The sequence below is a fragment of the Acinetobacter sp. FB genome (assembly GCF_056033405.1).
Genome location: NZ_CM148502.1, coordinates 3,340,577 through 3,354,622, shown reverse-complemented (window position 1 = coordinate 3,354,622; position 14,046 = coordinate 3,340,577). Strand labels below are relative to the sequence as shown.

13 protein-coding genes are annotated in these 14,046 nt (G+C 34.9%); all 13 read left to right on the top strand.

The annotated features are described in order from the left end of the window. The first annotated feature begins 19 nt into the window (after positions 1 to 19). The 13 genes from AC0JIQ_RS16000 (at position 20) to galU (ending at position 14,039) form a co-directional block, all read left to right on the top strand. Positions 20 to 970, top strand: a complete 951-nt coding sequence (locus AC0JIQ_RS16000; protein WP_474202209.1) for a Gfo/Idh/MocA family protein — start codon at positions 20 to 22, stop codon at positions 968 to 970. Continuing rightward, positions 967 to 1,545: a UDP-2-acetamido-3-amino-2,3-dideoxy-D-glucuronate N-acetyltransferase gene (wbpD, locus tag AC0JIQ_RS15995; protein ID WP_474202208.1), complete on the top strand. Its 579-nt coding sequence runs from the start codon at positions 967 to 969 to the stop codon at positions 1,543 to 1,545. Before AC0JIQ_RS16000 ends, wbpD begins: the two co-directional genes overlap by 4 nt. A 1-nt stretch (position 1,546) precedes the next feature. Next, positions 1,547 to 2,632, top strand: coding sequence for a DegT/DnrJ/EryC1/StrS family aminotransferase (locus AC0JIQ_RS15990; RefSeq protein WP_474202207.1), 1,086 nt, complete (start codon positions 1,547 to 1,549; stop codon positions 2,630 to 2,632). A gap of 6 nt (positions 2,633 to 2,638) precedes the next feature. Further along, entirely contained in the window at positions 2,639 to 3,742 is a 1,104-nt protein-coding gene (locus tag AC0JIQ_RS15985) for a glycosyltransferase (RefSeq protein ID WP_474202206.1), read from the top strand. Next, entirely contained in the window at positions 3,743 to 4,900 is a 1,158-nt protein-coding gene (locus AC0JIQ_RS15980; protein ID WP_474202205.1) for a glycosyltransferase, read from the top strand. 4 nt (positions 4,901 to 4,904) lie between these two features. Further along, a complete protein-coding gene (locus AC0JIQ_RS15975) occupies positions 4,905 to 6,209 on the top strand; it encodes an oligosaccharide flippase family protein (RefSeq protein ID WP_474202204.1) in 1,305 nt (434 codons plus the stop codon). Continuing rightward, positions 6,199 to 7,392, top strand: coding sequence for a glycosyltransferase (locus tag AC0JIQ_RS15970; RefSeq protein WP_474202203.1), 1,194 nt, complete (start codon positions 6,199 to 6,201; stop codon positions 7,390 to 7,392). Before AC0JIQ_RS15975 ends, AC0JIQ_RS15970 begins: the two co-directional genes overlap by 11 nt. Positions 7,393 to 7,395: 3 nt before the next feature. Further along, a complete protein-coding gene (locus AC0JIQ_RS15965; protein ID WP_474202202.1) occupies positions 7,396 to 8,679 on the top strand; it encodes an O-antigen ligase family protein in 1,284 nt (427 codons plus the stop codon). Further along, positions 8,660 to 9,274: a sugar transferase gene (locus AC0JIQ_RS15960; RefSeq protein WP_474202201.1), complete on the top strand. Its 615-nt coding sequence runs from the start codon at positions 8,660 to 8,662 to the stop codon at positions 9,272 to 9,274. Before AC0JIQ_RS15965 ends, AC0JIQ_RS15960 begins: the two co-directional genes overlap by 20 nt. Beyond that, positions 9,264 to 9,923 carry a NeuD/PglB/VioB family sugar acetyltransferase gene (locus AC0JIQ_RS15955; protein ID WP_474202200.1) on the top strand — a complete coding sequence of 220 codons (660 nt, stop codon included), beginning with the start codon at positions 9,264 to 9,266 and terminating at the stop codon, positions 9,921 to 9,923. Before AC0JIQ_RS15960 ends, AC0JIQ_RS15955 begins: the two co-directional genes overlap by 11 nt. A 30-nt stretch (positions 9,924 to 9,953) precedes the next feature. Next, complete coding sequence (locus tag AC0JIQ_RS15950) at positions 9,954 to 11,129, top strand: DegT/DnrJ/EryC1/StrS family aminotransferase (RefSeq protein WP_474202199.1); 1,176 nt, start codon at positions 9,954 to 9,956, stop codon at positions 11,127 to 11,129. Between the two features lie 148 nt (positions 11,130 to 11,277). Further along, the gene (locus tag AC0JIQ_RS15945; RefSeq protein ID WP_474202198.1) at positions 11,278 to 13,152 is read left to right on the top strand and encodes a polysaccharide biosynthesis protein; all 1,875 of its coding nucleotides are present in this window, start codon (positions 11,278 to 11,280) and stop codon (positions 13,150 to 13,152) included. An 11-nt stretch (positions 13,153 to 13,163) separates the two neighbouring features. Beyond that, positions 13,164 to 14,039: a UTP--glucose-1-phosphate uridylyltransferase GalU gene (gene galU, locus AC0JIQ_RS15940; RefSeq protein WP_474202197.1), complete on the top strand. Its 876-nt coding sequence runs from the start codon at positions 13,164 to 13,166 to the stop codon at positions 14,037 to 14,039. The last annotated feature ends 7 nt before the right edge of the window (positions 14,040 to 14,046 follow it).

Sequence of the window (14,046 nt, the reverse complement as noted above, 5' to 3'; positions counted from 1 at the left end):
ATTGAAAAGAAGTGAAATGATGAAAAAATTTGCTCTTATTGGCGCAGCAGGATATATCGCACCACGTCATCTTAAAGCGATTAAAGAAACAGGCAATACTTTAACTGTTGCTATGGATGTGAATGACTCTGTAGGAATTATGGATAGTCATTTTCCTGAGGCTGAGTTCTTCACTGAGTTTGAAGAATTTGAAGCGTATGTAGAAGACCAAAAATTAAAAGGTGAAAAGCTAGATTATGTTGCAATCTGCTCACCAAACTATTTACATGCACCTCATATGAAATATGCTTTGAAAAATGGCATTGAGGTCATTTGTGAAAAGCCATTGGTGCTGAATTCAGAAGATTTAAATATGCTGTCTGAATATGAAAAACAATATGGTGCCAAGGTAAACTCGATTTTACAACTACGTTTACACCCATCAATTATTGCATTGCGTGATAAAGTTCAAGCTGCGCCAGCAGATAAAGTATTTGATGTTGACCTAACTTACCTGACTTCCCGTGGGAAATGGTATTTAAAATCATGGAAGGGAGTAGACAATAAATCAGGTGGTGTAGCCACCAATATTGGTGTGCATTTCTATGACATGCTTCATTTTATTTTTGGCAAAATCGTTAAAAATGAAGTGCATTTCCGTGATGAAAAAACAGCTTCTGGTTATTTAGAGTATGAGCGTGCGCGTGTACGTTGGTTCTTGTCAATTGATGCAAATAATTTACCAGAAAATGCAGTGCAAGGTGAAAAACTGACTTACCGTAGTATCACGATTGAAAATGAAGAGCTTGAATTCTCTGGTGGTTTCACCGATCTACATACACAAAGCTATCAGCGTGTCTTAGAAGGTAAAGGCTACGGTATTGAAGAAAACCGTGCTGCGATTGAAACAGTTGAAGTGATTCGCGTTTCACCAATTGTTGAGAACCCGTCAAATCCACACCCATTATTGGCAAAGGTGAAAAAGGCATGAGCTTTTATCAGCATGAAACTGCCATAGTTGATGATGGTGCACAAATTGGTGAAGATTCACGTGTTTGGCATTTTGTTCATGTATGTGGTGGTGCCAAAATCGGTAAAGGCGTGTCTTTAGGGCAAAACGTATTTGTGGGTAACCGCGTTGTCATTGGCGATCACTGTAAAGTTCAAAACAATGTGTCGGTTTACGATAATGTCGTTCTGGAAGAGGGTGTGTTTTGTGGTCCAAGCATGGTTTTTACCAATGTATATAATCCGCGCTCTTTGATAGAACGCAAAGATCAATATCGTGACACACTGGTGAAAAAGGGTGCCACATTAGGCGCAAACTGTACTATTGTTTGTGGTGTTACCATTGGTGCTTATGCATTTGTTGGAGCTGGTGCAGTCGTAAATAAAGATGTGCCTGCCTATGCTTTAATGGTAGGGGTGCCGGCTAAACAGATTGGTTGGATGAGTGAATTTGGTGAGCAGCTTGATCTTCCTTTACAAGGACAGGTACAAGTAACCTGTTCTCATACAGGAGCAGTTTATCAACTCGATGGAACGACATTAACAAAGCAGAGTTAATATGATTGACTTTATTGATTTAAAAGCACAGCAAAATCGAATTAAAGATAAGATCGATGCAGGTATTCAAAGTGTATTGACCCATGGTCAGTATATTTTAGGGCCAGAAGTTGCGGAATTAGAAGAAAAGTTAGCTGCTTATGTTGGCGTAAAATACTGTATTACTTGTGCGAATGGGACAGATGCTCTGCAAATCGCACAAATGGCATTTGGTATTGGACCAGGTGATGAAGTAATTACTCCAGGTTTTACTTATATTGCAACAGCAGAAACGGTCGCATTATTAGGTGCTAAGCCAGTTTATGTTGATGTAAATCCTAAAACTTATAACTTAGATGTCGAAAAACTAGAAGCAGCAATTACACCGCGAACTAAGGCCATTATTCCTGTGAGTTTATATGGTCAGTGTGCAGATTTTGATGCCATTAATGCGATTGCTGCAAAGTATGGAATTCCTGTTATTGAAGATGCTGCACAAAGTTTTGGTGCAACTTATAAAGGGCGTAAAAGCTGTAATTTAAGCACAGTTGCTTGTACTAGTTTTTTCCCAAGTAAACCATTAGGTTGTTATGGCGATGGTGGTGCAATTTTCACTAATGACGAGGAGTTAGCTAAAGTCATTCGACAAATTGCTCGCCATGGACAAGATCGTCGTTATCACCATATTCGAGTTGGCGTTAATAGCCGTTTAGATACAATTCAAGCAGCAATTTTATTGCCAAAATTAGAAATTTTGGATGATGAAATGCAGGCACGTCAAAAAGTAGCTGAAACCTATAATCAGTTATTTAATCAAGCTGGTGTTCACACCACGCCATACCTAGAGCCGTATAATACCAGCGCATGGGCACAATATACGATTCAGGTCGATAATCGAGCAGAAGTCCAAAAAGAATTACAAGAACAAGGTGTTCCAACAGCTGTACATTATCCAATTCCATTGAATAAACAACCAGCAGTTGCTGATACAAATGTATGGTTACCTGTAGGTGATGCGATTGCAGAAAGAGTAATGAGTTTGCCTATGCATCCTTATTTATCTTTAGACGCACAAGAAAAAATTGTTACTGCGTTATTAAAAGGGTAACGTGTTATGGATAAAAAATACAATATTCTCTTGGCGAGTGATATGGGTAAGGTTGGTGGTACCGAGATTGCCACTTATATTACCGCTAAAGAGCTGCAACCTTATGTGCAAAGTATTTGTGTTTTTGGAAAACAGGGTCCGCTATCTGATTCAGTAGCAAAACTGAATGTTGAACAAGTCCATGCAGAAGCTCATACAAAAAATCCCTTTAAATTAATTCAATATTTAATAAGATTGATTGCCGTCATTAATAGAAACAAGATTGATGTTATACATGCGCAGATGGCTAGACCAATACCACTAATATGGTTAGCTAAAAAGCTATCTAGGAATAAAAACCTAAAAATCTTTTGGACTTCTAGAGGGCTAAATCATTCAACCTACGAATCTGTCGTACCACTTTTCAACAAGATGGGAGTAAGAGGGTTAGGTAATTGTAAGTTGGAGCAAGAAAAACTTTTAAAATATGGTTTTAATCCACATCACACATCATATGTTTATAATGCATATCGATTAAATCCAGAAACTGCGCCAAGGCCTAAATTGTCTAGAGAAAAGACTACAATAGGAACTCTATCCGCTTTAAGAGAAGACCGTTGCGTTGATCTTTTCCTGAAAATAGCTGAAGACCTTTTGAAATTTGATCGATCATCTCAACAGATCGAATTTATTATCGGCGGCGATGGTCCGTATCGGCATGAATTAGAAAAGTTGGCTTTAACATTAGGAATTAATGGAAAAGTAACATTCTTCGGTAATGTTACGGACGTTGAAGCATTTATGCAAAATATTGATGTGTTTGTCAGTCCTATTGTTATCGACGGTGATGGTGGTGCTGGCGTTTCGAATGCCATTGTTGAAGCGATGTTAACAAAAACGCCAGTTTGCGCATTTGATGCCGCAGCGATAGGCGAGATAGTTATTAATGGTCAGACTGGGAATTTGGTAGAACCTAGAAATATTAAAGCTATGGTCACTGCAATTATGGATACCATTGATAATAATTGCGAAACACAACAACAAGTTGATAATGCATATCGTCTAATCGTAAAAGAATGTGATCCAGAAAATTATGCGAAGAAATTAATTTCTTTGTATGAGGGACTATGAATGCATGTCTTATATCTCCCTTCTTGGTATCCATTAGATGAAAATGATTTAAACGGTTGTTTTTTTAGAGAGCAAGCGCATGTCATTTCAAAATTAGGTCACCAAGTTGGCGTGATTTCACCACAATTTAGGTCCTTAAGATTAGGCATAAAGGCAATTAAAGGTAGCTATAAGACTCAAATATGGCAAGATGAAAAAGTAGTCACTTATTCAAAGCATGACGTATTTTGGTTTCCTAAAATACCTTATTTAGATTTGAGACGTTGGGTTAATGCAGGACTAAAACTTTTTAAAAAGTATATAGAAATTTATGGACGTCCTGATGTCCTACATGTTCAAAGCATCTTCTTTGCTGGGCCACTGGCTTTAGAAATTTCTAAAAAATATCAAATTCCCTACTGCATAACAGAACATAGTTCTACATTTGCCAGAGATTTAATTAGCAAATGGCAATTTGATATATTTAGTAAAGTTGTTAGAAATGCTGCTGTTTGCCTAGCAGTAAGCCAGTCTTTATGTGATTTATTGGAACAAAAATTTATAGACTCTAAATGGAATTTCTGTCCAAACCTATTAGATCAACGATTTGTTCAAGTAGATAGTGATAATACTCAAAAGGTTTATACTTTCTGTGCAGTGGCTAGATTACATCATAATAAAGGTTTTGATTTACTATTACAGGCTTTTTCAATATTTGTAAAAAAGTATCCAAATACTAATCTAGTTATAGGTGGTGATGGTCCAGAAAAGGAAAGTTTAATTGAGTTAGCTGTTAATCTGAACTTAAGAGAAAAAGTTATCTTTTTGGGTCAATTAGAACGTGATCAAGTTAAAAACTTAATGAGAGAAAGTCGATTTTATGTCGTCTCTAGTCATGTGGAAACTTTTGGAGTTGTAGTAATTGAAGCATTATCGCAGGGTATACCTGTGATCTCTACAAAATGTGGAGGACCAGAGTCAATATTAACTTCAAAAGATGGATATTTAGTTGATGTTAATAATGTAAATGCTTTGGTTGAAGGAATGGAGAATATTCTGGCTAATGCTGAAATTTTTAATCAAGAAAAAATTAGAAGTCGATGTCTAGAGCGTTTTTCCGAAAAAGCTTTTTCTGAAAGAATCCTAAAAATTTATCAAGTTTGTATGGAAAAGGCATAATTAAATGCTGAGATTGATTTCGACAACTTTTATTCGCCAGATTTTAGCTGGCATATTGCAAATAGCCACCTTGATAATTCTTTCTAGAATATTAGGTGTAACAAGTATGGGGCAATATACATTAGCAATTTTATTGCCTACATTATTATCACAAATACTAAGCTTTGGCCTTCAAAGTGCAAATATATATGGGATTGGTCGGAAAAAAATAAATGAAAATCAAGCGCTTTATGTGAATTTGCTTTTATTGGGTTTGATTTCTGTTTTTAGTGTTATATTTAGCTATATAGTCATTTATTTTTTTGGTGAGAAGTTTTTCCCTAATGTGCCTATTGATTTAATATATTTATCCATTCTTTCAATTCCTCCATTACTTTTTTTTACTGTATTGCCTTCTTTATTTCAAGCAACTCAAAAATTTAATATTTTTAATTTTTTGTGTATTGTTCAGCCATTAATTATGCTGTTAGTAATAGCCCTTCTTGTTATCTTTTCTTCAGATATTTATATGGTTTTGTATGCCTATACTGTTGCAAACTATATTGGTTTTTTATTTTTAATTTTTTGTATATTTAAATATATTAAAATAGAAATTTATGCAGTGAAAGAGTTCTTAAAAAAATTTGGAGCATACAGTTTACAATCTCATTTAAGTAATATAGTTACTCTTTTAAACTATAGATCTACTTTATTTTTATTAGGCTACTTTACTAACCCATATTTCGTTGGTATTTATACTGTTGGATTACAATTGGTTGAGAAACTTTGGCTACCCTCGCAAGCTGTTAGTACTATTTTATTGCCAAAGTTATCACATCAACTTAATGATGAAAAAGATGGGTCAACAGCATTATTAACACTTAATGTTGCTCGTCTTACATTTATTTTTACTGCATTAATTTCCTTATTTTTTGTGATTTTATTACCTTTTTTTGTTAAAATTCTTTTCGGTGTTAAATATATCAGTTCGGTAAGTATTGCATTATTGTTGTTGCCTGGGATTTTAGCATGGACACCATCAAGAGTTTTAGCAAATGATTTGGCAGCTAGAGGATTTGCTAATATTAATTTGAATAATGCAATTTTTGTTTTAACTATTAATATTGTTCTAAGTGTTATATTAATCACTAAATTGGGTTTTAAAGGAGCTGCTATAGCAACATCTATAGCATATATATCAGACTTACTGTTGAGAGCCTATGCTTTTAATAGGTTAACAAATGAATCTGTTTTTTATAATTTGTTACCTAGGAAATCTGATCTTTTTTTAGTAAGAAATTTACTGAAAGGTTTTAAAAATGTTGGTTAAAAAGAATATTTTATTAGTAGCACCATACGTAACATTTCCTAAGGAACCAGGTGATAATCGGTTTATTAGTATTGCTCAATTGTTAAGCTTAGAATATGATGTTACATTGGTAACTAGTCGGTTTTGTCATATATTAAAACAACAACGAAAAAACACTCCTATTATTGACGGAGTAAAGGTAGTGCTAATTGATGAACCTGGGTATAATACAAATGTTAGTTTTGCACGACTTTATAGTCATAAAATTTTTTGTAATAACTTTATAAATTTTTTTTCCTCATACAGTAAAAAAATAGATCTTGTTTATTCAGCTTACCCTTTGATAAAAACAAATAACATAATTGGTAAACTTAAAACACAACGCGGCTATAAATTTATTATTGATGTACAGGATGTCTGGCCAGAAGCAATAACTGGTCCTATTCCAATGTTAAGTAGTTTATTAGGTCGTATCTTAATTTCTCCTATTAGTAATTATGCAAATAAAACTTATGCTTATGCAGATGCTTTAGTTGCTGTTTCTAAAACTTATTTAGAAAGGGCTGATGTAAATAACTTACCAATAGATCATAAAAAAGTTATTTTTATTGGCGCTAATAAATTACACTATATTAATCACAATAAAAAAAATCATTCTGATAAATTAGTAGCTACCTACATCGGTACTATGGCTGGAAGTTATGATTTAGAGACAGTTATAAAAGCTGCTCCTTTGTGTCATGAACAAGTAAAAATACAGTTTATTGGAACAGGGCCTAATGAAAGCCAATTAAGAAACTTAAATACTCAGTTGGGAGATCATGTAGAGTTTTTGGGAACAAAACCGTATCAAGAAGCTATGGATATATTATGTACTTCTGATGTAGCATTAAATGCTATAAAAGCTCAATCTGCGGCAACTATTACAAATAAACTTTCTGATTATTTTTGTTGTGGGTTACCAATTTTAAGTTGCCAAGAAGATCAAGAAGTTAAAATGTTACTTGCTTTGGGAGGGGGGAGGAACTATCTATCAAATGATCATAATAATTTAGCTGATAACTTATTATTTTTGGCTGAAAACATGGGTGTCTTAGAAAATATGTCAAGCATTAATAAAAAAATTGCAGAAGAAAAATTCTTTCGTAAAACTTCTTATAAATGCATTCTAAAATTAATCAATAGACTTCTTTTAGAGTCTTAAACTATGAATATTAAGAAAGACAATATATTTGGATTTTTTTTATGGTTTGGTTTAATTTCACTAATCATTTCGCCCTCTATATCGACCATTTTTTCATTACCACGATTAGATACGGGCTTAATGCCTTTTTATCTTTTATTGAATTTAAGCTTGATGTTTCTATATAAACTTGAACGAGTTCAATGGAGCTTTTTAGTTTATTTTTTACTATTAATTTCTTTTGCATTTTTATCATTAGTTCTAAATTTTTCTTTTTCAGCTTTTATTGATGTCTGTTTTTTCTCTTTTTTTCTTTTTCTTTTTCTTTTTACTGGTTTGTATACACGTCAAAACACTATTGTAAAAATAAGGCTGATTATTTTTGTACTATCATTCTTGATTATGATAGGTTTCTTTTCAGAAGTTTTATTGGGTATTCAATTGGTTAATGGTAATGATCAATTGGAAGTGTCTGAGGGTGCTTTTAAAGGTTTTTTCTTTAATACAAATGACCAAGCTGTTGTATCTACATCTTTGTGTGCTGCAATAAGTTTTTTCTATATAATAAATGAAAACCGCACTAAAATTCGAATGTTTGGTTACATGCTTTTAATGTTTTTAGGAGTTGTTATTTTTGTTAGTGCTTCCCGTGCTGCATTATTGGGATATTTGTTAACTGTTTTATTAACACTCTTTTTAAACTCAGGTAAGCTGATGAAAATAGGTTATGTTTCTATTTTTAGTTTTTTCAGCATTTTTATATTTAATAAAACTTTATTAATTCCTTTGTTAAACTTTTTATCAGGATTTTCTTGGTTAGAACGTTCTGTTGAAAGATTCCAATTAGCTCTGTTTTCGTTAGATGAAGATAACTCAGTTGGCTACAGAACGGAAATATATCAAAAATTTGCTGAAAATTTTAAAATGTTATGGCTGGGTCATGGACCAAGAAATTATGAAGAATATTTCAAGGAATATCCTTTAAGCTATTCTTTAGGTTATACCAATCCACACAGTTTTTTTATCGAAATTTATTTGGCATTTGGTTTTTTTGCTTTGATTATATTTTTAGCATTTCTTCTTAAGTCATGTCACTTTATCGTATTTAGTAAATTAGATACTAGTCAAAAGACATTCTATTTTTTTACTATTCTTTTATTTTCGTGGTTAGTTTGGGTGCCTTCATCCATTCTTCGATTACCCTTAGTATGGTATCCGATTTTTTTAATATTAATTTATGCTATTTCAGTAAATCAAATTGCTGTTAAAGCATTTGAAGGTAGAAAAAATGATAAAGCGTTTACTTGATATTGTGATTGCATCAATTGCATTAGTAATTCTATCTCCTTTATATATTTTTGTAGCTTATAAAGTGAAAAAAAATCTAGGATCTCCAGTTCTTTTCCGTCAGGTACGTCCAGGGTTAAATGGGATACCTTTTGAAATGATTAAATTTAGGACGATGAAAGATGCAGTTGATATACAAGGGAATCCATTACCTGATAACGAACGTTTAACCGCTTTTGGAAAAATGTTACGCTCAACAAGTCTGGATGAAATGCCTGAGTTATGGAATGTTATTAAAGGTGATATGAGTATTGTGGGACCTCGTCCATTACTCATGGAATATTTACCACTTTATAATACTGAACAAGCGAAACGACACAATCTTCGTCCTGGTATGACTGGTCATGCACAAGTCAATGGTCGGAATGCGATTAGCTGGGATGAGAAATTCAAACTTGATACTTGGTATGTAGAAAATCAATCAGTCTGGTTAGATTTCAAAATTATGTTCAAAACCGTCAAAAAGGTGATTGCTAAAGATGATATTAATGAAGCTGGTGAAGCAACAATGACAAAATTTACTGGTTCGAACTTGGAAAGAAGTGATGAACAGTAGTATTTTCGCAATTTATGGTGCCTCTGGTTGCGGTCGTAGCTTGATGCCCATAGCTCGGCAACATTTGCAGCGTTTAGGTATTCAAGCAGATCTTTATTTTATTGATGATAGTTTACAAGATGCTCAATTAATTAATGGTCATTTGGCTGTAAACTATCAAGCTTTCAGGGCATTACCTTTCTCCAATAAATATGTACTTATTGCGATTGCAAATAGCCATATAAGAGAAAAAATTGCAAATCAGCTATCAATTGATCGTATCAAATTATGGTCCGTTCATGCTGACAATACTGTATTTATGGATCAAGTTAAAATTGGGGATGGTGCTGCATTAAGCCCTTTTGTTACGATCACTTCAAATATTAAAATTGGAAAATGCTTTCATGCGAATCTGTATAGCTATGTTGAACATGATTGCATTATTGGTGACTTCGTAACTTTTGCACCTAGTGTAAAATGTAATGGTAATGTTCACATTGAAGACCATGCTTATATTGGTGCTGGTGCTGTCATTAAGCAAGGTACACCAAATAAACCTCTAGTGATTGGAAAAGGTGCGGTGGTCGGTATGGGAGCTGTTGTTACAAAAAGTGTTCCAGCGGGTGCCACAGTCGTTGGAAATCCTGCACGAATTTTAGAGAAAAAATAGATTTTATTCGCAATATAAAGAGATCAGAGTATGTTAAACACAGCATTTGAACCATGGCCAAGCTTTACAGAGAAAGAAGCAGACGCGATTAAAAATGTCTTACTTTCTAATAAAGTAAATTATTGGACAGGGCAAGAATGCCGTGAATTTGAAAAGGAATTTGCATCTTTTTCTGATACAAAATATGCTGTTGCTCTAGCAAATGGGACTGTTGCACTTGATGTTGCATTGAAAGCATTACAAATTGGTGCTGGCGATGATGTGATTGTAACTTCACGTACTTTCTTAGCTTCAGCAAGTTCGATTGTTACAGCTGGAGCGAATCCAATTTTTGCTGATGTTGAGTTAGATTCACAGAATATTTCAAGACGAACAATAGAAGCTGTATTAACACCAAATACGAAGGCGATCATTTGTGTTCATTTGGCTGGTTGGATGTGTGATATGGATCCAATTATGCAACTAGCATCTGAAAAGGGTTTATATGTCATAGAAGATTGTGCTCAAGCGCATGGTGCTAAATATAAAGGTAAACCTGCAGGTTCTATCGGCCACATTGCTGCTTGGTCATTTTGCCAAGATAAAATTATGACTACGGGTGGCGAAGGTGGAATGGTTACCACTAATGATGAGAGCCTGTGGAAAAAAATGTGGTCTTATAAAGATCATGGCAAAAGCTACGATAGTGTCTACAATAAACAACATCCACCAGGATTTCGTTGGTTACATGATTCTTTTGGAACAAACTGGCGTATGATGGAAATGCAAGCTGTTATTGGTCGCATTCAACTCACTTATATGCCAGATTGGACGAAAAATAGGATAGAAAATGCAGATAAAATATTAAAAGCATTTGCTAATTCTATTTATTTTACTGTAAATCGACCAACAGATGATTATCTACATGCACAATATAAATGTTATGTGCAAGTCAATATAAATGTGTTACCAAGTGGTTGGTCTCGTGACCGAATCATGCAATTTATCAATGCAGAAGGCGTACCATGTTATAGTGGTTCATGTTCTGAAGTGTATTTAGAGCACGCTTTTGATAATACGAATTGGCGACCGGAAGAACGTTTAAAAAATGCCCAGCAGCTTGGTGAAACTAGCCTTATGTTTTTAGTACATCCAACACTGAGCGAAGATAATATTAACAAAACTGTTGATGTGATTGAAAAACTAAAGAAAGTTTTAGATCATTGATGAGAGAATAGGCGATAGAGCTTAAAGCAGGTATTCATAAATTAGCTTTTTGCTTTATCGTTGTATTTTAATGCAAGATCGTCATTTCAGCTTGTGGAAGAATTGCGTATAACGTGCGCATGCTTAGTGGGATAATTAGAAGATTATTGTGAAAAAGATTATTTATCAGCTTGCATCAGCACCAAGGCTAGCAAAACAAGCTCTATTGGTATTTTTAGACTTATTCGCATTTCCTGTGATTTTATGGTTGTGTTATGTCATTCGCTTATTTGATTTAGGGGCAGAAGTTGTACCTGGACTTAACCATGGTGTAATTTTAATCACATTTTTTTCAATTATTAGCTTATTGTTGACAGGCGTTTATCATTTTATTGTTCGAACATTTGATGAAGTCTTTATTGTCAAACTAGCATTTGCTGTATGCAGTATGATGATAATACTGTATGGAATTAATGCATTTAGTCATGCATATATCCCGATGTCGATTCCATTTATGTTCGGCTTTATGATGTTTGCATGGATATGGTGTAGTCGAGCATTTATTCGTTTTATTGTGAAAGCGACCTTGCACACTCATGGTGGTTGTAAAAGGGTTGCAATCTATGGTGCAGGTGATGCTGGTCAGCAAATCGCAGCAGCTTTACATCGCTCAGATGACCATACGCCAGTTTTCTTTATTGATGATAAAGTTTCATTACAAGATCAAATTGTAGGTGGCTTAAAAGTTTATTCTACTGCGAAAGCACTACGGAATTTTAAAAAATATAAGATAGATGAAATCTTACTTGCTTTACCTTCTGTGGGGCGTGTACGAAAAAGTGAAATTATTCAACAACTAGAACCAGCGTTTGTGAAAGTCACAGAACTGCCAGGGCTAACTAAACTTGTTGATGGTGATATTCGAGTTTCAGATATCCGTGAGGTTGATATCATCGACCTTTTAGGACGAGATCCTGTTCCACCTATTGCTCATTTATTGGCTAAAAATATTCAAAATAAAATTGTTATGGTGACAGGTGCTGGTGGATCGATTGGTTCAGAGCTTTGTCGACAAATCATAAAAAATCAACCTAAAATGCTGGTTTTATATGAATTAACTGAATTTGCATTATATGATATTGATAAAGAGTTAAGGCAAACTGCCAGTTGCGAAATTGTTCCCATTTTAGGGACTGTACAAGATCAACAAAAATTAGAACGTATCATTGAACAATATCATGTGCAAACGGTCTATCATGCTGCAGCATATAAACATGTTCCATTGGTTGAATGTAATCCAATTGCTGGATTAAAAAATAATGCAATCGGAACTGCAAATAGTTTAAATGCCGCTGTAAAAAAAGGCGTGGAAACCTTTGTACTGATTTCAACTGATAAAGCAGTTAGACCGACTAATGTCATGGGTGCATCGAAACGGATGGCTGAACTGTATTGCCAAGCCGTGGCTGAAACGAAACCAAATACTCAGATTAGCATTGTACGTTTCGGAAATGTATTGGGCTCGTCTGGGTCGGTTGTACCTTTATTTAGACAGCAGATTGCAAAAGGTGGTCCAATTACGGTGACTCATCCTGATGTAACGCGTTATTTTATGACGATTCCTGAAGCCTCTCAGTTAGTCATCCAAGCTGGGGCATTAGGTTCAGGAGGTGATGTGTTCTTGCTCGATATGGGCGAACCTGTTCGAATTCAGGATTTAGCACGACAAATGATCGCTTTAAGTGGTTTAAAAGTTCGAGAAGCAAATACAACGGATGGTGATATTGAAATCGCTTATAGTGGTTTACGTCCGGGAGAAAAACTTTACGAGGAACTACTCATCGATCAAGATAACACAGGTTATACAGAGCATACTCGTATTTTACGTTCTTTTGAAAAGCATTATCCGTTACAAGAGATTCAATCGGTATTCAGTCGAATCAATCAAATGACTGCAGTGGATCATGATGTAGATTGGGCTTTAAGTCAGTTAGAATATTATGTTGATGGCTATAAACGTAGCGGCGAAGTACGAGTTAATTAAGAGAGCATAGTATGATCAAAAAAGCAATTTTACCCGTCGCAGGTTTAGGCACCCGTTTTTTACCAGCAAGTAAATCCATTCCAAAGGAAATGGTGACGGTTGTCGATCGCCCCGCAATTGAGTATGTGGTACGTGAGGCAGTTGAGGCAGGTATAGAACAAATTATTTTGGTCACTCATTCCTCAAAGGCTTCAATTGAAAACTATTTTGATCGTAATTTTGAGCTTGAAACAACTTTAGAACAAAAAAAGAAATTTGACCTGCTGAAAGAAATTACCGATATTTTACCGAAGCATGTCAGTGTGGTCAGTGTACGCCAACCACAACCCCTAGGACTAGGTCATGCGGTATTGTGTGCGAAAGATATCGTGGGCGATGAAGCCTTTGCGGTGTTATTGCCTGATGTATTGGTTAAGAACCAAAGCTGTGATAATGATTTGTCATTAATGATTCAGCGTTTTGAACAGTCCCAAGCAGCACAGGTCATGGTAGAAGCTGTGCCTGATCATCTAGTCGATCAATATGGTATTGTGGATGTTGCAGTTACACCGAACGAAGGTGAAAGTATTACGATGCAGGGAATTGTTGAAAAGCCTGCTGTCGGCACAGCTCCTTCAAATTTATCGGTGGTGGGACGTTATATTTTACCCGCTCAGATTATGGGTCTATTAGCAGATACACCCCGTGGGGCAGGGAATGAAATCCAACTCACGGATGCGATTGCAGCATTGCAGCGATCAGAAACTGTGGAAGCCTACCGTATGAAGGGACAAACCTTTGATTGTGGTAGTAAGCTTGGATATTTAAAAGCTGTATTACACTATGGTATCGAGCATCCAAAATTGGGCGTAGAGTTTAAGGGCTTAATCCAAGAATTAGCCCTATAGTCTTAGG